This window comes from Staphylococcus sp. FSL W8-1270, from assembly GCF_038007165.1.
Taxonomy (GTDB): Bacteria; Bacillota; Bacilli; order Staphylococcales; family Staphylococcaceae; genus Staphylococcus; species Staphylococcus hominis.
In genome coordinates this window covers 2,199,993-2,220,897 of the sequence record NZ_JBBOWQ010000001.1, presented here as the reverse complement: position 1 = coordinate 2,220,897, position 20,905 = coordinate 2,199,993, and the positions used below count along the sequence as shown (strand labels likewise).

Genomic DNA, 20,905 nt, shown 5'->3' with positions numbered 1-20,905 from the left:
CAATGATGATAATTATGTATGGTATTCGTGGATTCACACAAGAAGGTATATTGAGAAGTGATGAACGTGTACAAGGGAAATTCTCAGATAGTTATGTGTATAGTTTGTTGAGAGATGAATATGAAAATGAATATAAATAACAACACATCCTGATACTTCGTCTTGCTCAAGTACTTTAGTATCAGGATGATATATATTATATAGGAAAGTGATAAATTTGATCGCTCATTATCAACATATCACTTATATTTAAGATGGTTTGATAGCAAATGCACGGACAGGGAAACCTGGCGCATCTTTTGGTTTGGGACTAATTGCATAAATGACTGCGCCGCGCGTAGGCAATTGGTCTAGGTTTGTTAAGAGTTCAAGTTGGAAGGTATCTTGTCCAAGTATATAACGTTCTCCAACAATATCGCCATTTTTAGCTGTATCTACTGACGCATCTGTATCGAATGTTTCATGACCAATCGATTTTACACCACGTTCTTCAATTAAGAATTTTAAAGCATCTAGTCCCCAACCTGGTAAATGTTGGTTACCATCAGTATCTCTATTTTCGAATTGTTCAATATCTGGCCAACGTTTTGACCAATCTGTACGTAAAGCAACAAAGGTACCTTCTTCAATGCGCCCATTCTCCGCTTCCCACTGTTCTAAATGTTGGCGTGTCACGATAAAGTCATCATTATTTTTTACTTCTTTTGAATAATCTAACACGATAAGTGGTAAGACTAATTCTTTTAAATCAAGATCCTCAAGATAACGTTTATTCTCTACAAAATGTATCGGTGCGTCAATGTGTGTGCCGTATTGTGTAACGATATTCCAACGTTGTACATAAAAGCCATGTTCTTTGACTGTAAATAATGTGGATACTTGGCCTTTTTCAAATTCACTAAATCGTGGAATGTCTGGATCGAAAGTATGGGTTAAATCTACCCACTCTGCTGTTTTTAATTGTTGTAATTGGTCCCACAATGGATAATTTGTCATATGTTTCACCTCGAAAGTCTAAGAATAAAAGAGGGAGAAAACTCAATTACTCCCTCACATGTTTATCAGTATCTTATGCGACAGGTTTATTTTTTTCTTCACGTTTTTTACGAACAGTATTTACAAGTACTGTTAAAGCATCTTTCACTTCGTCTTCTTTACGTGTTTTTAGACCACAGTCAGGGTTAACCCAGAATAAAGAACGGTCGATTTGTTGTAACGAACGATCGATTGCTGTTGCAATTTCTTCTTCAGTAGGAATACGTGGACTATGAATATCATATACACCTAATCCAATACCTAAATCATAGTTAATATCTTCAAAGTCTTTGATTAAATCACCATGGCTACGTGATGTTTCAATTGAAATAACATCTGCATCTAAGTCATGAATTGCATGGATGATTTGACCAAATTGAGAATAACACATATGCGTATGAATTTGTGTTTCATCTTGGACTGAAGAGGTTGCAAGTTTAAATGAATTTACCGCATCAGCAAGGTATTGTTCATGGTATTCAGAACGTAATGGTAAGCCTTCACGTAATGCTGGTTCATCTACTTGAATGACTCTAATACCTGCTTCTTCAAGTGCTAATACTTCTTCGTCAATAGCTAAGGCAATTTGATCTTGAACGACTTTACGAGGAACGTCTACACGTTCGAATGACCAGTTTAAGATAGTGACTGGACCAGTTAACATACCTTTAACAGGTTTATCAGTTAAGCTTTGTGCATAAACAGTTTCTTTAACTGTTAAAGGTGCAGTCCATTTTACATCTCCATAAATAACTGGTGGTTTTACAGCACGTGAACCATAAGATTGAACCCATCCAAATTTTGTGACTAAGAAACCTTGAAGTTTTTCACCGAAGAATTCAACCATGTCATTACGTTCGAATTCACCGTGTACAAGTACATCTAAGCCAATCTCTTCTTGGATTTTAATCCAACGTGCGATTTCATTTTCTAAGAAGTTGTTATATTCTTCGTCTGAAATTCGATTATTTTTCCAGTCTGCACGGTATTTACGTACTTCTCTTGTTTGAGGAAATGAGCCGATCGTTGTTGTTGGTAAATCTGGTAAATGTAAACGAGCGTCTTGTGCTTTTTTACGGTCTTTAAAAGCAGATTTACGACTGGTTGGTACGCTATCAAAATCATATTCAAGGTTTTTGAACGATTGACTTTGGAATCGTTCATAGCGTGCTTTTAACTCATCATATTTTTTACTATCATTATTATTAAATAATCGACGTAATGCATCTAACTCATCTAATTTTTCAGTAGCAAAGCTTAAGCCTTCTTCAATTGATGTATCTAATGTTTCATCATCTAATGATACCGGAACGTGTAATAATGAAGATGATGGTTGAATTACAATTGCTTTAGCATAAGGTTGTAAAGTTTCGATTAATTCTTTTTTCGCTTCAATATCTGCAGCCCAAACATTACGACCGTCAATAATACCAGCATATAATGTTTTAGATTTATCGAAATCTCCTGCTTTAATTTGTTCTAAGTTATAACCATGATCATGAACAAAATCTAAACCAAGACCAGCCACTGGTAAACGGCTTAAGAATTTGACATTCACGCGTTCAAAATAGGTTTGTATGACTAATTTTTCTCCTAGACCAGCATCAGCAAAGTAGTCATAAGCCTCTTTAGTAATATTTTCATAATTTTCACTTTCATCTGTTACAAGAACAGGTTCATCGACTTGAATGTATTCAGCACCTGCATCTACTAAAGATTGTAATACTTCTTTATATAATGGAAGTAATGTTTGAACTTTCTCTTCAAAAGATTGACTACCACCTTTAGAAAGTTTCACAAAAGTGATTGGGCCAACAATGACAGGATGTGCATTTACATTAATTGATTTAGCATAGTTAAAACGGTCTAATAATACATTGCGATTTACCTTAGGTTCAACATTGTCCCATTCAGGAACAATATAGTGATAGTTTGTGTTAAACCATTTGATTAATGCACTTGCAACATGTTCTTTATTACCACGTGCAATATCAAACAATAAATCATCATCTACTGTACGTCCTTGGAAACGTTCAGGAATAATGTTGAAAAGTAATGATGTATCAAGAATATGGTCATATAATGAGAAATCACCAACAGGTACACTGTCTAAATTATAATTCTTTTGAAGTAATAAATTTTCTTTATGTAAGTCTGTTAATGTTTGATCTAATTCAGTTTTATCGATTTTTTTAGCCCAATAGCTTTCGATTGCTTTTTTCCATTCTCTTTTTCTACCTAATCTTGGGAATCCTAAGTTTGAAGTTTTAATTGTTGTCATGATATTGCCTCCTTGTTTTGGGTAATTGCTTTAGAATATGCTGCGAGCTCTAATGAATAATCAATACGTTGGAAAGGTGTAATGAGATATAAACCATTAAAGTATTCATGTACCGTATCGATTAATTCTTTAGACAGTCTCAAACTTAATTCTTTTGTTTTTTCTTTATCATCTTTTACTGCTTTAAATTGATTTAATACATCTTCAGACATTTTAATTCCAGGCACTTCGTTATGTAAGAAAAGTGCGTTATTGTAGCTTGCAATAGGCATGATACCGATAAAAAGTGGGGTATCAAGATGTTTAGTTGCTTCATATACTTCTTTGATTTTTTCTTTACTATATACAGGTTGGGTAATAAAGTAACTCATACCTGCCGCTACTTTTTTCTCAAGGCGTTTAACTGCCCCGTCTAATTTACGAACGTTTGGATCGAACGCCCCGGCGATGTTAAAGTTGGTATGTTTCTTCAGCGCATCACCATCAACATTAATACCTTGATTAAATCGTAGTGCAAGTTCTGTTAGACCTTTTGAGTTAACATCATACACATTTGTTGCGCCTGGTAGATGACCTACTTTTGAAGGGTCTCCTGTAATGGCTAAAATTTCACTAACACCGATGAGTGAAAGACCAAGTAGATGAGATTGTAAACCAATTAGATTCCGATCGCGACATGTGATATGAACAAGAGGTTCAATATCATATTGTTGTTTGATTAAACTTGCAGCAGCGATATTGCTGATTCTTACAGTAGCGAGAGAGTTATCTGCGAGTGTTACTGCATCAATATGTGCTTCATCTAGCTTACCTATATTCTCAAAGAACAATTCTGTATCGAGATGTTTTGGAGTGTCTAATTCAACAATCACAGTAGGTCTCTGTTTTACTTTTGATGTTAAATTTTGTTTTAATGTACGTTTTGCATTTGTATTAATTGTTCGATGAATTGGAATAACTTTTTTATTTTTAATCGGTTTTAAATTTTTTACAGATTCTTTAATGTAAGAGATATGTTCCGGTGTAGTACCACAACAACCACCAATTAAACGAACGCCTTCGTTAATTAATTCTTGTGCAACATCACCAAAATATTTAGCATTGTCGCTATATTTAAATTCACTATTTTCAATATCGAGTAGGCTCGCATTAGGATAACATGAGAGATAGGCATGTTCTGGTAGTTCGATATGTGAAAATGAGCGTTGCATGTGATGTGGGCCATGGTGACAATTTAAGCCCACCACATTTGCGCCACATTCAATGAGATGTTTTAACGCCTCGTTAATTTCTGTACCGTCAACGAGATAATTCGTATTGGAAGCGGTCAGTTGTGCGATAATTGGAATATCGTACTTTTGACGTGTCGCTGTTATCACACTCGTTAATTCATCTAAATCGTAGTAGGTTTCAAATAGTAAACCATCTACACCTTCTTCAATTAACGTATCAATTTGATTGTCTGTATGATATTGAATAGTAGAAAGCGATAAGTCTTCTTGTTTTATTCCCCTGAAGCCACCCACCGTTCCTAAGATAAATGTCTCTTTATTGGCTGCGCGTTTTGCAATTTGTACAGCGGCTTTATGAATTTCTTTTACTTTATGCTCTAAGCCAAATACTTTTAATTTTTCAAAGTTAGCGCCATACGTATTTGTCTGAATGACATCAGCTCCTGCTTCTATATATGAACGATGAATACGTTCAACTTTATTGGGATGTGTAAGATTATATGCTTCAGGACAAGTATCTAGGCCCTCGGAATAGAGGATTGTTCCCATTGCGCCATCAGCTACTAAAACGTTGTTCTTCAAATGATTCAATAATCGACTCATTAAATGCCTCCTTCAATGCGTAGTCAATATCAGCTATGAGTTCTTCAGGTTGTTCAAGACCTACGCTTAGACGGAATAGACCAAATGTAATGCCACGTTCGTTTCTCACTTCTTCTGGAACAGCTGCATGAGACATTGTGGCTGGATGTGAGAGAATCGTTTCTACTCCTCCTAAACTTACCGATACAAGTGGTAAAGTTAGCGCATCTACAAAGGCTTGAGCTTTTGTTTCATCTTTTAGACGAAAGCCAATGACTGCACCGCCACTTTTAGCTTGTGATAAATGTAAATCACTATTTCCCGGATAATATACTTCAGCAACTTCATCTCTTTGACTTAGAAAGTCTACAAGCTTTTCAGCATTCGATGTAGATTTTCTAAAACGAACAGGTAATGTTTTTAAATGTTTGGCTAAAGTCCAACTATCATGTGCAGATAGGGCAGTTCCTGTTCCATTTTGGAGTAGGTAAAGTGCCTCAGCGACGTCTTTGCGATTTGTAATAGCAGCGCCAGCAATAATATCACTATGTCCACCTAAGAATTTTGTTGCAGAATGAACCACTATATCAGCACCAAGTGCAAGTGGAGATTGACCTAACGGAGTCATAAATGTATTATCTACTGCTAAAAGTAGATCATGCTTTTTAGCGATATGAGCAACTGCTTTAATATCAGTGATTTTAAAGCATGGGTTCGATGGTGTTTCTATATAAATTAATTTTGTATTAGGTTGAATAGCTTGTTCAATTTCTTCAGGATGAGTCGCATTTACCGTCGTAAATTTAATATTAAAACGATTTAAAATACGTTCAGTTAGTCTAAATGTTCCGCCATACACATCATCTGGTAAAATGACATGATCTTCAGCTTGTAATGTGAGTAATACGGCTGATATTGCTGCAATACCTGAAGCATAAGCAAATCCATATTGGCCGCCTTCAAGTTTAGCTAATTTTTCTTCTAATAATTGACGATTAGGATTACCACTTCTGGCATAATCAAATTTTGCGTTACCACCAAGTACTTTTTGATGGAAAGTTGAAGAATCATATAATGGTGGGTTTGCTGAATCGTAATCTACACCTCTATGTTTATCAAATATCACTTCTGTTTCTTTAGATAAGCTCATGAAATCACTCCTACTTTAGAATTTTCTAATGCTTGAATAATATCTGCTTCAACATCCTTATAATCTTCAATACCAATGGATAAGCGAATTAAATGTTCATCAATACCGCGTTTGTCTTTTTCATCATCTGGCATGTCGACGTGTGTTTGTGTATATGGGAAAGTAATAAAGGTTTCAGTTCCTCCTAAACTTTCTGCAAAAATACAAATTTCTAAATTTTCTAAAAATTTAGCTACGCTATAAACCTTATTAAGACGTAAACTTAGCATACCTGTTTTTCCACTATAGAGTACTTCATCAATAGAATCGGATGTTTCACAACGTTTTGCGAGACGACGTGCATTGTCTTGAGATCGTTCTATTCTGAGATGTAGTGTTTTCAAACCTCTTTGAAGTAAGTAACAATCAAGTGGAGACAATGTGGCGCCAATCATATTGTGAAATTGACCTAATTGTTCAGCAAGTGTGTCATCTTTAACTGTCACTACACCTGCAAGTACATCATTATGACCACCTATATACTTTGTAGCTGAGTGTAAAACAATGTCAGCACCTTGTTCTAAAGGTGTTGATAAGTATGGAGTTAAAAACGTGTTATCGATAATGGTTAATAGATGATGTTTTTTACTTAGAACATAATATGGTTCTACATCAATTTGAATCATTTGAGGATTCGAAATTGGTTCGATAAAGAGTGCTTTCGTGTGTTTATTTATACTATTTTCGACTTCTTCATAATTTAAAAAATCAACGTATTTAAAATGAATACCATATTGTTGTTCATAATAATCAAATAATCTAAATGTTCCTCCATATAAATCAAAAGCTACTAAAATTTCATCACCAGGTTTAAATAAGTTACAAATAAGTTGAACTGCTGCCATACCACTTGAAGTTGCAAATGAAGCTGTACCACCTTCTAATTTGGCAAATGCTTCTTCAAATGAAGAGCGCGTTGGATTTTTCGTTCGTGTGTAATCATATCCTGTAGACTGACCTAGGTGAGGATGTTGATATGCCGTCGATAAGTAAATTGGATTAGCAATTGCGCCAGTCAAATCCTTTGTTAATGAAATTTGTGCTAATTGAGTATCTTTCATTTCAAATCCTCCTATCATTTTCTAAATAAAAAAAGCTTCCGTCCTTTAAACCCGATATGTATCGGATGTAAAGGACGAAAGCTTGTTTCGTGGTACCACCTTTGTTTGCTACTTTATTGCTAAAGTAACCTCAAACAGTACGCCATCATGTTTTAGGAGTACTTGAAAAAGTGACACACATTATCGTAAAGTATCAGATATATCTGTAATAAAAAAACTCATTTAACTTTTAATGATAAATGAGTATTAACGATAATTTAGTGACGTCGGTGATTCCAGTACGCCATTAAACAATAAATGTTAATACTGTATCGCTATAACGGGCGAACCCGTTGATACCTCATATTGGCATCAACACTCAAAGGCCATTTTCAAACTTTCTTTCAATGTCTCTTCTCAGCTTACAAGACTCTCTGTATCTGCAGTGTAAGTTTTACTTTCCTTATTACCGTGTGTAATTTGTGTTTTTTTAAGTTAATTCATAGCTTACAGACATAAATTACATTTGTCAACAACTTTTCTGAAAATTATGATTAAATAATAAATTCAGAAAGCGGTTGAATGATTGATATATATACTTTCTACCTAGTAAAATTTTTCTTAAAAAAGTTTATAAGACTTGTAGATATAACACGCTTTTTTTAAAATTAAGTAATGACTTTAAAGATAAGGGAGGACTATGAGTGGACCATATTGAAGATCAACGTATTCAATTAAATAATGATGAACACGTACAACATATTAAAATTTCAAGTATTAAAGTTAATCCCTATCAACCTAGAAAAACATTTGATGAGGAGAAACTTCAAGATTTAGCAGATTCTATAACAACTCATGGTATACTTCAACCTATTGTTTTAAGAAAAACGATCAATGGATATTATATCGTTGTAGGAGAACGACGTTTTCGAGCTTCTAAATTAGCTGGGTTAGAGGAAGTTCCTGCAATTGTAAAATCCCTTTCTGATTCTGACATGATGGAATTAGCCATTATAGAAAACTTACAAAGAGAAGATTTGAATGCAATTGAAGAAGCTGAAAGTTATCAACGATTAATGAACGATCTTGGTCTGACACAACAAAAAGTTGCTGAAAGGTTAGGAAAATCACGTCCTTACATTGCTAATATGCTAAGATTACTAAATTTACCCTCTGATATTGCTAAGCTTGTAAGAGAGCATCGCATGTCAGGTGCCCATGGACGTACTTTACTTGCATTAAAAGATGTAAATACGATGAAACGTATAGGTAAACAAGCAATCAAAGAGGGGTGGAGTGTACGTTATTTAGAGAAAGTTGTTTCTGAAATTCAAGACGGTGGGCAGTCTAAAAAAGAAAAATTAAATACTCCAAGTAAACCCAAATTCATACAGAAACAAGAACGTGCGCTTAAGGAAAAATTTGGAACTCATATAGATATATCTGTATCTAAAAATGTTGGGAAAATTGTGTTTGAGTTTAAATCCGAGGCTGAGTTTAGACGTATTATAGATAAACTTAATGAATAGTATCCTATTAATAAAATAAAAAAGAAAATGATAAATCAAAAGACTGATACAATTTTAGAAGAATTTTTGTATAATAAATAAATTGGAATACAAATTTAATGTGGACTAAATAGAAAAGGAGGGGGCTATATGAATCAGTTGAAGAACGTGTTAACATCGCTATTTCAACCATTAACAGAACCCGAAGTATATACAAATTTAGTAACTAAATTAGCAATGATTATTATTTATATTTTAGTAGGTTTAATTGTAATTGGAATTATTAATAAAGCGATAGAAGAAGCATTTAAATTTCAAAATAAAAGTAATAGAGGAAATAAAAAACGCTCTAAAACGCTCGTGTCCCTTATCAAAAATGTTGTAAGATACATTGTGTGGTTTATCGTGCTCACAACAGTATTAAGTAAATTCGGAATTAGCGTAAACGGAATTATCGCCAGCGCCGGTGTTGTAGGTATCGCTGTTGGTTTTGGAGCCCAGACTATAGTCAAAGATATTATTACTGGATTTTTCATTATTTTTGAAAATCAGTTTGATGTAGGTGATTATGTTAAAATTAATAGCGGTGGTACTACAGTTGCTGAAGGAACAGTAAAATCTATAGGATTGAGATCAACGCGTATTAATACCATCACTGGGGAGTTAACTATTTTACCAAATGGTAGTATGGGTGAGATTACTAACTATTCTATTACTAATGGTACGTCAATTGTAGAAATTCCAGTCTCAGTTGATGAAAATTTAGATAAAGTTGAAAAGAAATTAAATAAATTATTTACAGCAATGCGTAGTAAATACTACTTATTCATTACTGATCCAGTTGTTTTAGGAATTGATGGGTTAGATGAAACAAAAGTTATCATAAGAATATCAGCAGAAACTATTCCTGGAGAAGGTGCTTCAGGTTCTAGGATTTTGCGCAAAGAAATTCAAAAAATGTTTGTACAAGAAGGTATTAAATTGCCACAACCCATGTACGTAAGAAATACCGATAAACAAGACGCTTAATAAATGTTGGGGGTAATGTTGTGACACCAAAATATGGTATAAATGATATAGTAGAAATGAAAAAACAACATGCTTGTGGAACAAATCGATTTAAAATTATTCGCATGGGTGCAGATATACGAATTAAATGTGAAAATTGTCAAAGAAGTATTATGATTCCACGACAAGTGTTTGATAAAAAAATAAAAAAAATATTAGTATCTCATCAAGATACAGAAAGTTAGGAGAATGATTCATGGCTTTAACAGCAGGTATCGTAGGTTTGCCTAATGTTGGTAAATCTACTCTATTTAATGCAATTACAAAAGCAGGTGCGCTCGCTGCGAACTATCCCTTCGCTACGATTGACCCGAATGTCGGGATTGTAGAAGTACCAGATACACGTTTGAATAAATTAACAGAAATGGTAGAACCTAAGAAAACGATTCCTACCACTTTCGAATTCACAGATATTGCAGGTATTGTTAAAGGTGCTTCAAAAGGTGAAGGTTTAGGAAATAAATTCTTATCACATATTCGTGAAGTAGACGCTATTTGTCAGGTAGTACGTGCTTTCGATGATGAAAATGTGACACACGTCGCTGGCCGTGTAAATCCATTAGATGATATTGAAGTCATTAATATGGAACTTGTTTTAGCTGATTTAGAATCAGTAGAGAAACGTTTGCCTCGAATTGAAAAAATGGCACGTCAAAAAGATAAAACAGCCGAAATGGAGTTCCGCATTTTATCTAGAATAAAAGAAGCGTTAGAAGAAGGAAATCCAGTTCGTAGTTTAGATTTTAACGAAGAAGATCAAAAATATGTAAATCAAGCTCAATTATTAACATCTAAAAAAATGTTATATATTGCAAACGTTGGCGAAGATGAAATTGGTGACGATGAAAATGATAAAGTGAAAACCATTCGTGAGTACGCAGCAAAAGAAGATTCTGAAGTTATCGTCATTAGCGCAAAAATCGAGGAAGAAATTGCAACACTTGATGATGAAGATAAAGAAATGTTTTTAGAAGACTTAGGTATTGAAGAACCAGGCCTCGATCGTCTTATCAGAACAACATATGATTTGTTAGGATTATCTACTTACTTTACAGCAGGTGTTCAAGAAGTACGTGCTTGGACATTTAGACAAGGGATGACGGCACCACAATGTGCAGGTATCATTCATACAGACTTCGAACGTGGTTTCATTCGTGCCGAAGTAACAAGTTATGACGACTATGTTGAGCATGGTGGTGAGCAAGGTGCGAAAGAAGCAGGTAAACAACGTTTAGAAGGTAAAGATTATATTATGCAAGACGGAGATATTGTTCACTTCCGATTTAATGTATAGGAATATAAAAAAGCGCGACATCTATTTATTATAGACGTCGCGCTTTAGTTATATCATTATGGTTATATCTTAAAAAAACGGTATAACTTTACTTGCTTTAACAATATCTTTGGTGCTAAAAAACTGTTTACCTTCTCCAGTATAAGCTGGCTCAAGAATCATATTGGCTTTTGCACAGTATAGCCACTCTGGAGTGATACCGCAATTTAAGATTTCTTGAAACTCTTGAAACTCTTTATTCCAATCTAAATCTAATTGCATAGTTACACCTCAAGGATATTATAGAATGTCAGTTCTCTTTTGAAAAGATATGTTTAAATTTTGAATATAAATTTATAGGGAAAATACGATGAATCCAATCCACTTTCAGATAAAATATTTCAAATAATATTTATTGTAAAAAGTAATCACCTATGCTATAATTCTTGATTGTGAGTAATGAAAATTATTCCTTGCCTATGGATAGGATTCGATAGGCCGCATAGACCACAAGGAGGTGCAATTATAAAATGAGAACATATGAAATTATGTATGTCGTACGTCCTAACATTGAAGAAGATGCTAAAAAAGCAGTTGTTGAACGCTTTAACGGTATCTTAGCTTCAGAAGGATCAGAAGTTTTAGAAGAAAAAGACTGGGGTAAACGCCGTCTTGCTTACGAAATTGAAGATTTCAAAGAAGGCTTCTACTTCATCGTACGCATTAAAACAGATAATAACAAAGCTACAGACGAATTCCAACGTTTAGCTAAAATCAATGACGATATTATCCGTTATATCGTTATCCGTGAAGACCAAGATAAGTAATAATTAAATGGGGGCGTTGAAATGATAAATCGAGTTGTATTAGTAGGTCGTTTAACTAAGGATCCAGAATACAGAAGTACTCCCTCAGGCGTAAGTGTAGCGACATTTACTCTAGCAGTTAACCGTACTTTCACGAATGCTCAAGGGGAACGCGAAGCTGACTTTATTAACGTTGTTGTATTTAGAAGACAAGCAGAAAACGTAAATAACTATCTTTCAAAAGGTAGTTTAGCTGGCGTTGATGGTCGCATACAATCACGCAGTTATGAAAATCAAGAAGGTCGTCGTATATTTGTCACTGAAGTTGTAGCGGATAGTGTTCAATTCCTTGAACCTAAAAATGCACAAGGTGGACAACGTCATCAAGGAAATAATGATTTCCAAGATTATGGCCAAGGATTTGGTGGTTCACAATCAGGACAAAATACATCTTATAATAATAATAACAATCGTGCATCAAACAATAATCAATCAGATAACCCATTTGCAAATGCGAATGGTCCAATTGATATTAGTGATGATGACTTACCATTCTAACGAAAGAATGAGATTAAAAATATAAAAGGAGGTAATTAACCATGGCAGGTGGACCAAGAAGAGGCGGACGTCGTCGTAAAAAAGTATGCTATTTCACAGCAAATGGTATTACACATATTGATTATAAAGACACTGAATTATTAAAACGTTTTATCTCAGAACGCGGTAAAATTTTACCACGTCGTGTAACTGGTACTTCAGCTAAATATCAACGTATGTTGACTACAGCTATTAAACGTGCTCGTCATATGGCTTTATTACCATATGTTAAAGACGAAAACTAATATATAATTAGTGTTAAACCCCGTAAGCTCAAGGCTTGCGGGGTTATTTTTATGTCGAGTAATAAAAAATGAGCAGATTATACATATTAAGTTGATTTTAAAATGTATTGCGTAATATCTTTAATGGGTGCAATATAAAATGTTATCATTAAAAGAGATATACATAAGGAGTTTTGATGATAATGAGAGGAAAACATTTATTAGCAGGTATTGTTGCATCTACTTTACTTTTGGGTGCTTGTGATTTAAATATTCATTTACCAGGCGGAAATAATGATAGTTTAGAGGATAAACAAAAAACTGAGAAGAATGATAATAAAAATAAAACGCCTAATAATTCAAATAAAAATAATGATACTAATAATGAGAAGAATATAAATTCATCAGATACACAACAAAATGATAATGATGAAAATACTAATTATAATCAAACTGAAGATATTCAACCAAATGATAATAATAGTATTCAGTCATCCGAACAGAATACTCAAAACCAATCTGAAAACGGAATCAATGGAAATAATGAAACGACTACAAATGAAAGTCATTCAACTAGTGACAATCAATCAAACGATTCTTCGAATAAAGAACTTACACCTCAGCAAGCAGAGGATGTTGTCTATGATTGGTATAAAAATCAAGGATTTGGACATCGTTTAAGAAATGAATTTAATTACAATCCTAGTAAAAGTACTGACGATATGTATTATATAGATTATGCAGCAAGTGACGCTTATGGTACTGGTACACCTTATGTAGCTATTGTAGATAAACATACAGGTAGTATTGTTGATAATTATAATAATATGACAGATGAAGAAAAAGCTAAAAGAAAACAAATGAATGAAAGTAAATTAGAACAAAGTAACCGACAACGAAATAATGATGTACAAAATAATGAAACAAAGAATAATAATGAAACGCAACATACATCATCTAATGAAGAAAATCAAAATAGCGCGCAATCTGAAACTCAAAATGATGTCCAGACATCGAATCAATCCGAGAACAATCATTCAACTTCAACAGACGCTTCTACACAAACTAAAGAAGAATCCACAACTTCTCAAATGGATCGTAATGAACAAGCACAACCAAATCATCAAAGTACAAATACCGAAGAATAAAAACAAAGGAACAAGACATTATATTCAACATGAATATGTTTTGTTCCTTTAAAGTTGTTTATAGTCGAATATCAACATCATCAAATTGTTGTTGATATTCTTTATATTTACTTTCAACTAGAACTTGATAAGATGTATTGAAATAATCTGCCAGAATCATTGCATCTTTGAACTTTGGTTCATGTTGATGATTTTCCCATTCGTATAATTGATGTGGTTCGTAATGTGTGCCATACTTTTTGTTTAGGATTTCAGTTAATTCATTAATTTCAAGATGTCTTTTTTTTCTTAAGTTATACAGTGCATGTGAACTCATAATACATAACCTCCTAAGTATCAATTTTGTATATAAACAAAATTTTATTATATGAAAATTTATTAAGTCTTTTATATATTTTATTATAATATGCTTGTTCATAATGTTTAGCAAGTATTTTATATAAAAATAGTTGCTATTTTTAGGAGCCTTATATTTTTAATCATTAATTGAATAAATACTAATAAAATATGTGGGTGTTATTATTTAGTTGTTTTTGTTATAAAAAATAAATTATTTTAATAATGATGTTTATAAAATTGAAATAGGTGGTATGAATAAGAAGTAAATAAAATAAAACTATAAGGAGTAATCTAACTATGGGCTTTATTATTATGATAATAGTTGGTGGATTAATCGGTTGGATTGCTGGCATGATCATGGGTAAAGATATCCCTGGTGGTATCTTAGGTAATATCATTGCTGGTTTAATCGGTTCATTCATCGGAAGTAAATTGTTAGGTACTTGGGGTCCTGTTTGGGGCGGAGTACCAATCTTCCCAGCATTAATCGGTGCAATTATTCTTATTTTTATTGTTTCTTTAATTTTAAAAGCAATCAAAAAATAAGTATAGTATTTAAAGAGGACTACGTTATGTAGTGCTCTTTTTTTATTTATTAAACTAAAAAAAGAGGATGACGTCGGGTTAAGACGTCATCCAGGAGTATTATGTTCATGAATATAAAAGACTTGTAGTTATTAAATAACTACAAGTTAATAGTATCATGCAATATAAATATTGACAATCATAAAAACTTATATTATTTAAAAATATATAATTTGTATTATTAGTAGACTTCATTCAATTATTATTTAATATAATAAATTGAAATAGGAGGTAAAACATGAATTTATATCTTATTCGACATGGTGAATCACAGTCTAATTACGATAATAAGTACAATCGAGCATATTATTGTGGTCAGTTAGACGTTCCTTTAACTGAAAGGGGCATTGAAAGTGCAAAAAACTTAAAGACGTATTTTTATAATATAAAAATTGATGATGTGTATGTATCTGATTTAACAAGAACAAAAGAAACATATCAATATATCTTCCCTTACGATATCCCAACTACAGTTACCTCATTATTACGTGAACGTTCATTGGGTCTATTTGAAGGTCAATTTAAGGATAAACTTATGAAAAATAATAAGTATCATCGCTATTTTCATGATTCAAATTATAAAGATTTTCGACATAGCTTTATTCAAAAAGCGCCTGAGGGGGAAAGTTATAATGATGTTTATCATAGAGTGAAACAGTTTTTCGAAACGATCCATATTCAAGATAATCACACGATAGTCATTATTGCACATCAAGTTGTGATACGTTGTATTATGGTTTACTTTGGCTATATAAATAAAGAAGAAGCATTAACTAAAGTAATTGAAAATTGTAAGCCATATCTTATTGAGTTATAAAAAAATCTGAGACATCATTCATCGTCTCAGATTTTTTATATATTAGACGTCACCATTAATGGATTGAATAACATATTCAAACGGATACTACCTATTCTATTTATCAAAAACATCTGTTTTGATATCTTTCTTATTTAAGAAAGATTTGATTTTATTTTGTTGGTTTCCATTTACATCTCCAGCATAATGAGTAGGAACATCTACAACGTTAATTGTATTTTGAGGTTGGTAATTCAGTTGTTCGATACTTTCATCAACATTTGCAATTGTACTATTCAAAGCATGAAAGTATTTAATAATACGATTTACATGATCTTTATAGCCGTCTGGCAATGTGTTATTTTCAACATATTTTTTAAAGTGTAAGTCATTTTTAACAGCAATATTAGATAAATTACTAAGTTTTGTAGCTTGTTTATCAGTGATTTTTGTTTGTCCTGAACTTTGACGGTCGATTTGACTTTGCATTATATATTTATTATCTAAAATATCACTATTAACATCTAGATATTTTTTGATTGCTTGGTTCATTTCATCTTCAGTAAGCTTTTGATGTGATTTATTCGATGTAAAAATATCATTTTCAGTTAAGTTTTTAGCATGTTTCGGTGCATTAACACCGTTACTTTGATTATGATTGTCTTCGTTATTATCATTATTAGGTGCACAAGCACTTAATATTAATAACAATGCTAAAAAACTACTAATAATCATACTCTTTTTCATAGATTTCAATAATCTCCTTTATTAGTAAACGTTTCTATTTAAGCATAATAATAGAGTATCATTTATAGAAACAGAATTGAATGTTTAAGACTTAAAATTAATATAAATCTATGAACAAATTGTGGCAATATCAGTAAAAAAATAAATTAAAAAAGCAGAGCCATTAATAAAATGACTCTGCTTAAAATGAAGATATTTGATAGGTTAAGTTCTAAGTCTTACTTTCATGTAGAAAGTTAAACTGTAAATTAATTTCTAATAATATAATCAAATGCACTCAATGCTGCGTTAGCACCTGAACCCATTGATATAATGATTTGTTTATATTTTTGGTCAGTAACGTCACCAGCAGCAAAAATACCAGGAATGTTTGTGTTATTTTCACGACCCACAACGACTTCTCCACGGCTATTTAACTCTACTGCGTCACCAATCCATTTTGTATTTGGCACAAGGCCAATTTGTACAAAGATACCATCTAAGCTTAATTCTTTCATTTCACCAGATGACATATCTTCATAGCTTAAACCAGTAACATGATCTTCACCTAGAACTTCGGCAGTTCTAGCATTTGTGTGAATATCAACATTAGGGAAAGAACGTAAACGTTCTTGTAACACTGTATCCGCTTTTAGTTCTGGAGCGAATTCAAATAGCGTCACATGTTTAACTATTCCTGCTAAATCGATAGCTGCTTCAACACCAGAGTTACCACCACCAATAACTGCAACGTTTTTATTTTCAAATAAAGGTCCGTCACAGTGAGGGCAGAAGGCAACACCTTTATTGATTAAGCGATCTTCACCAGGAATATTTAATTTACGCCAGCTTGCACCAGTTGAAATAATAGCAGTTTTACTTTCAAGAACTGCATCATTTTCTAAAGTTACTCGGATAGCTTTATCAGTTTTTTCAATTTTAGTTGCACGAATACCAGTCATAGCATCAATATCATACTCTTCGATATGTGCAGCTAAATTAGAAGAGAATTCTGATCCAGTGGTTTGTTTAACAGTAATAAAGTTTTCAATACCAGCTGTATCGTTAACTTGACCACCAATTCTATCTGCAACAATACCAGTGCGTAAACCTTTACGCGCAGTATAAATTGCAGCACTACCACTTGCTGGCCCACCACCGATGATTAATACATCGTATGGATCTTTATCTTCGTATTCTGAAGCATCTTGTGTACTGCCAAGTTTAGATAAAATATCAGAAATTGTCATACGACCATTACCGAATTCTTCACCATCTAAAAATACAGCAGGGACTGCCATGATATCCTTAGATTCTTCACGGAATACAGCACCATCAATCATTGTATGAGTGATATTTGGATTAATTACACTCATTAAGTTTAATGCTTGAACTACATCTGGACATTTTTGACAAGTTAAACTTACATAAGTTTCAAAATTGTAGTTACCTTCAAGACCTTTAATTTGATCAATGATTGATTGTTTTTCTTTAGGCGCACGACCACTTACTTGTAAAATGGCAAGCACAAGTGAATTAAACTCATGACCTAAAGGAATACCAGCAAATGTGATACCAGTATCTTCTTCAGGTTTACTTACTTGAAAACTTGGTGTGCGTTTTAATTCTTTTTCAACGATTGTAATATGATCTGTCATCTCAGCGATTTCATCTAATAAATCTTTTAATTCTTTAGATTTATCATCAGAGCCGATACTTGCTCTAAATTCTACATCGCCTTCCATAAGTTGTAATAATTGTTGTAATTGTTGTTTTAAATCAGCATTAAGCATACTTAAATGCCTCCTTAAATTTTACCTACTAAGTCTAATCCTGGTTGTAATGATTCAGAACCTTCTTCCCATTTTGCTGGGCAAACTTCACCTGGATGTTGACGTACGTATTGTGCAGCTTTGATTTTATTTACTAATGTACTTGCATCACGGCCAATACCATCTGCATTAATTTCTGCTGCTTGAACTACACCATCAGGGTCAACGATAAATGTACCACGTTGTGCCAAACCTGCTTCTTCATCTAATACATCGAAGTTACGAGTGATGATTTGAGAAGGGTCACCAATCATAGTGTATTGGATTTTGCTGATTGCGTCTGAATGATCGTGCCAAGCTTTGTGTACGAAATGAGTATCAGTTGAAACTGAGAATACATTAACACCTAAATCTTGTAATTGGCTATATTGGTTTTGTAAATCTTCTAATTCAGTTGGACATACGAAAGAGAAGTCAGCTGGATAGAAGCAAACAACGCTCCAAGAACCTTTTAAATCATCTTGGCTTACTTCTTTGAATTCATCATTTTTAGGATCATATGCTTGAGCTGTGAAAGGTAAGATTTCTTTATTAATTAAAGACATAACTTAAATTCCTCCTGATTTATCGAATATTAATTAGAACTACATAATAATTATTGCTTATTTATAATAATTCTAATCTCTTGATTAATATTATTACATGTAGATTTTATTTCGTCAACATAATATACTTAAAAGTAAGAAAAACATTATAAAGCACTGATATAATAAGGTTTATATAAAAAATATTAACTTTTTTAAGATATTGTGAGGTTTATTTTTCCTAATTAAAAAATGTAAATTGTAAATACAAATACATCTTTTCGCTTAAATCTATTCTCAACTAAAGGAAAGTATTTGATAATGGAAATCAAAAATAATAGATGAAAACTCTCTTCAAGTTACGCTATGAAACATATAAATCTGAAGAGAGTATCAAGTATTTTCAATATTATTTTATTAAAATCAGTCTTTGACTTCTACTTTTACACTTCCTACTTTCTCGTATTCAGCAATATAAATACCTTTTTCTAAATGTAGTGGTGAAATAAATGTACCTGAAGAAATAAATTGACCTTTTTCTAAACGTTTTCCATGTGAATGTAATTTTTTATTTAACCATTTTATAGATTCAATAGGATTTCCTAGTACGTCACTAGAATGTCCTGTTTCAATTTCTTGATCGTTTTTAAATAACTTTAAGTTAATATCAGCAAACGATTTGTAATCAAGAGGTGTTACTCTTTTTCCAACCACAATTAAACCTGTTGCAGTATTATCTGAAATTAAATCTGATAAAGCAAAGTTAGGGAACCAATCTTTATAACGTGCGTCAGGAATTTCAATACCTGGAGCTACTTTTACACTTTCTAAGATGGTTTGAACATCTGCATTCTCTGGTAAATCTGCAGTTAATTCAAAGATAAGTTCAGGTTCAAGTAATGGATCAAATAATGTTGATAATGAGATGGAGTTACCACCTTCGACTACTTGAGTAGATAAAATAGTACCGTACGCAGGCTCATTTGTATTGGCAATGGCTTGAGTGGCGGCACTTGTCATACTTACTTTGTAACCTTTAATTTCTGATTTTTGCTTATTTTTTAATTGATTAATGAGATCATCTTGTGTGTGATAGGCTTCTAACTCATTTAGTTCAAAAGAGGAACTGATAAAATCAATCGGTTTTTTTGATGTAAAAGCTTGATATAAGGCTGTTGAAACTTCTTTGTTAGCGTGAGTCATAGTATCTCTCCTTTGATATCTGAAAATTGTCATTATTATGATAACTTTAATTAGTTTAGCATGCAAATCTTAATTTAAAATAAAGGGCAATTTGGAAGAAAAATAAAATATAAATTGTTAACATATATTCAGTAATTAAAAAAGGAGTGGACTTAATGTCAGATTATGTTTACAAATTAGCTAAAAAACATCATTCAGTTCGAAAATTTAAAGATCAACCTTTAAGTGAAGACGTTGTTAGAAAGTTAGTTGAAGCTGGGCAAAGTGCTTCAACATCTAGTTATTTACAAACATATTCAATTATTGGAGTAGAAGACCCAGAAATTAAAGCAGAACTCAAAGAAGTATCAGGTCAACATTATGTGGTAGATAATGGCTATTTATTTGTATTTGTTTTAGATTATTATCGTCATAGTCTTATTAATGAAGATGTAGAACAACACATGGAGACGTCATTTGAGTCAGCTGAGGGCTTATTAGTTGGTGCCATTGATGTTGCATTAGTATCAGAAAATATTGCTTTAGCAGCTGAAGATATGGGCTATGGCATTGTATACTTAGGTTCGCTTCGCAATGATGTCGGACGTGTACGTGAGATTTTAGACTTACCTGAATATGCCTTCCCTCTATTTGGTATGGCTGTAGGGGAGCCAGCTGAGGATGAAAATGGATCACCAAAACCACGTTTACCTTTTGAACATGTCTTCCATAAAAATGTCTATAATAGTAATAATGCACAACAAAAAGAAACATTAAACGCTTATGATCAATTGGTTAGTAAATATTATCAAGACCGTACAAATGGTGTGAGAAATGAAACCTGGTCTCAACAAGTTGCTGGATTTTTAAGTGGAAAAGCACGATTAGATATGTTAGAGCAATTAAATAAATCTGGATTAATGAAAAGATAAAATAAA

Annotated in this window: 22 protein-coding genes and 1 pseudogene; 12 read left to right on the top strand and 11 right to left on the bottom strand. The window is 32.7% G+C overall.

Annotated elements, in window-relative coordinates; all coding sequences use genetic code 11:
• Positions 1-29: 29 nt before the first annotated feature.
• A pseudogene (locus tag NSU06_RS11080) lies at positions 30-140 on the top strand (GNAT family N-acetyltransferase); the annotation flags it as partial.
• Between the two features lie 109 nt (positions 141-249).
• On the opposite strand, the gene NSU06_RS11075 reads toward NSU06_RS11080, so the two are convergent.
• The 5 genes from NSU06_RS11075 to NSU06_RS11055 form a co-directional block, all read right to left on the bottom strand.
• Complete coding sequence (locus NSU06_RS11075; protein WP_002488092.1) at positions 250-996, bottom strand: cyclase family protein; 747 nt, start codon at positions 994-996, stop codon at positions 250-252.
• Between the two features lie 73 nt (positions 997-1,069).
• The gene (gene metE / locus NSU06_RS11070) at positions 1,070-3,316 is read right to left on the bottom strand and encodes a 5-methyltetrahydropteroyltriglutamate--homocysteine S-methyltransferase (protein ID WP_142836541.1); all 2,247 of its coding nucleotides are present in this window, start codon (positions 3,314-3,316) and stop codon (positions 1,070-1,072) included.
• The gene (locus NSU06_RS11065) at positions 3,313-5,151 is read right to left on the bottom strand and encodes a bifunctional homocysteine S-methyltransferase/methylenetetrahydrofolate reductase (protein WP_048679222.1); all 1,839 of its coding nucleotides are present in this window, start codon (positions 5,149-5,151) and stop codon (positions 3,313-3,315) included. The genes metE and NSU06_RS11065 overlap by 4 nt, the downstream gene beginning before the upstream one ends.
• Positions 5,105-6,280, bottom strand: a complete 1,176-nt coding sequence (gene metC / locus NSU06_RS11060) for a cystathionine beta-lyase MetC (protein WP_145420151.1) — start codon at positions 6,278-6,280, stop codon at positions 5,105-5,107. The genes NSU06_RS11065 and metC overlap by 47 nt, the downstream gene beginning before the upstream one ends.
• Positions 6,277-7,380 carry a PLP-dependent transferase gene (locus NSU06_RS11055; protein ID WP_101804335.1) on the bottom strand — a complete coding sequence of 368 codons (1,104 nt, stop codon included), beginning with the start codon at positions 7,378-7,380 and terminating at the stop codon, positions 6,277-6,279. Before NSU06_RS11055 ends, metC begins: the two co-directional genes overlap by 4 nt.
• A gap of 683 nt (positions 7,381-8,063) precedes the next feature.
• On the opposite strand from NSU06_RS11055, the gene NSU06_RS11050 reads away from it, so the two are divergent.
• The 4 genes from NSU06_RS11050 to ychF all read left to right on the top strand — a co-directional run bounded on the left by NSU06_RS11050 (position 8,064) and on the right by ychF (position 11,229).
• Positions 8,064-8,888: a ParB/RepB/Spo0J family partition protein gene (locus NSU06_RS11050; protein WP_049382444.1), complete on the top strand. Its 825-nt coding sequence runs from the start codon at positions 8,064-8,066 to the stop codon at positions 8,886-8,888.
• A gap of 129 nt (positions 8,889-9,017) precedes the next feature.
• Positions 9,018-9,896 (top strand): mechanosensitive ion channel family protein, encoded by an 879-nt coding sequence (locus NSU06_RS11045; protein WP_061815518.1) that lies wholly within the window; start codon positions 9,018-9,020, stop codon positions 9,894-9,896.
• Positions 9,897-9,916: 20 nt separating this feature from the next.
• Positions 9,917-10,120, top strand: coding sequence for a DUF951 domain-containing protein (locus NSU06_RS11040; protein ID WP_002448008.1), 204 nt, complete (start codon positions 9,917-9,919; stop codon positions 10,118-10,120).
• An 11-nt stretch (positions 10,121-10,131) separates the two neighbouring features.
• Positions 10,132-11,229, top strand: a complete 1,098-nt coding sequence (gene ychF / locus NSU06_RS11035) for a redox-regulated ATPase YchF (protein WP_019834710.1) — start codon at positions 10,132-10,134, stop codon at positions 11,227-11,229.
• 69 nt (positions 11,230-11,298) lie between these two features.
• Here the strand turns inward: ychF and NSU06_RS11030 are convergent, their stop codons facing one another.
• Complete coding sequence (locus NSU06_RS11030; protein ID WP_172473787.1) at positions 11,299-11,490, bottom strand: hypothetical protein; 192 nt, start codon at positions 11,488-11,490, stop codon at positions 11,299-11,301.
• Between the two features lie 248 nt (positions 11,491-11,738).
• Between NSU06_RS11030 and rpsF the strand changes: the two genes are divergently transcribed.
• The 4 genes from rpsF (at position 11,739) to NSU06_RS11010 (ending at position 13,983) form a co-directional block, all read left to right on the top strand.
• On the top strand, positions 11,739-12,035 hold the full coding sequence (rpsF, locus tag NSU06_RS11025) for a 30S ribosomal protein S6 (RefSeq protein WP_017175673.1): 297 nt from the start codon (positions 11,739-11,741) through the stop codon (positions 12,033-12,035).
• 21 nt (positions 12,036-12,056) lie between these two features.
• Entirely contained in the window at positions 12,057-12,572 is a 516-nt protein-coding gene (ssb, locus tag NSU06_RS11020; RefSeq protein WP_002447969.1) for a single-stranded DNA-binding protein, read from the top strand.
• A gap of 41 nt (positions 12,573-12,613) precedes the next feature.
• Complete coding sequence (gene rpsR, locus NSU06_RS11015) at positions 12,614-12,856, top strand: 30S ribosomal protein S18 (protein WP_002447994.1); 243 nt, start codon at positions 12,614-12,616, stop codon at positions 12,854-12,856.
• A gap of 182 nt (positions 12,857-13,038) precedes the next feature.
• On the top strand, positions 13,039-13,983 hold the full coding sequence (locus NSU06_RS11010) for a hypothetical protein (protein ID WP_101804334.1): 945 nt from the start codon (positions 13,039-13,041) through the stop codon (positions 13,981-13,983).
• 58 nt (positions 13,984-14,041) lie between these two features.
• Here NSU06_RS11010 and NSU06_RS11005 read toward each other — a convergent pair whose 3' ends face one another.
• Complete coding sequence (locus NSU06_RS11005) at positions 14,042-14,299, bottom strand: helix-turn-helix domain-containing protein (protein WP_017175676.1); 258 nt, start codon at positions 14,297-14,299, stop codon at positions 14,042-14,044.
• A gap of 320 nt (positions 14,300-14,619) precedes the next feature.
• On the opposite strand from NSU06_RS11005, the gene NSU06_RS11000 reads away from it, so the two are divergent.
• Together NSU06_RS11000 and NSU06_RS10995 are read left to right on the top strand one after the other, a co-directional pair.
• Positions 14,620-14,868: a GlsB/YeaQ/YmgE family stress response membrane protein gene (locus NSU06_RS11000; RefSeq protein WP_002447983.1), complete on the top strand. Its 249-nt coding sequence runs from the start codon at positions 14,620-14,622 to the stop codon at positions 14,866-14,868.
• 277 nt (positions 14,869-15,145) lie between these two features.
• Positions 15,146-15,724 carry a histidine phosphatase family protein gene (locus tag NSU06_RS10995; RefSeq protein ID WP_017175677.1) on the top strand — a complete coding sequence of 193 codons (579 nt, stop codon included), beginning with the start codon at positions 15,146-15,148 and terminating at the stop codon, positions 15,722-15,724.
• A 96-nt stretch (positions 15,725-15,820) separates the two neighbouring features.
• Here NSU06_RS10995 and NSU06_RS10990 read toward each other — a convergent pair whose 3' ends face one another.
• From NSU06_RS10990 to NSU06_RS10975, 4 genes are all read right to left on the bottom strand, one after another.
• Entirely contained in the window at positions 15,821-16,450 is a 630-nt protein-coding gene (locus NSU06_RS10990; protein WP_017175678.1) for an NDxxF motif lipoprotein, read from the bottom strand.
• A 248-nt stretch (positions 16,451-16,698) separates the two neighbouring features.
• Positions 16,699-18,222 carry an alkyl hydroperoxide reductase subunit F gene (gene ahpF / locus NSU06_RS10985; RefSeq protein WP_054105612.1) on the bottom strand — a complete coding sequence of 508 codons (1,524 nt, stop codon included), beginning with the start codon at positions 18,220-18,222 and terminating at the stop codon, positions 16,699-16,701.
• Between the two features lie 14 nt (positions 18,223-18,236).
• On the bottom strand, positions 18,237-18,806 hold the full coding sequence (gene ahpC / locus NSU06_RS10980) for an alkyl hydroperoxide reductase subunit C (protein WP_002447989.1): 570 nt from the start codon (positions 18,804-18,806) through the stop codon (positions 18,237-18,239).
• Between the two features lie 402 nt (positions 18,807-19,208).
• Positions 19,209-19,988, bottom strand: coding sequence for a 2-keto-4-pentenoate hydratase (locus NSU06_RS10975; protein ID WP_017175680.1), 780 nt, complete (start codon positions 19,986-19,988; stop codon positions 19,209-19,211).
• 155 nt (positions 19,989-20,143) lie between these two features.
• On the opposite strand from NSU06_RS10975, the gene NSU06_RS10970 reads away from it, so the two are divergent.
• On the top strand, positions 20,144-20,899 hold the full coding sequence (locus tag NSU06_RS10970) for an NADPH-dependent oxidoreductase (protein WP_101804333.1): 756 nt from the start codon (positions 20,144-20,146) through the stop codon (positions 20,897-20,899).
• Positions 20,900-20,905 lie beyond the last annotated feature (6 nt).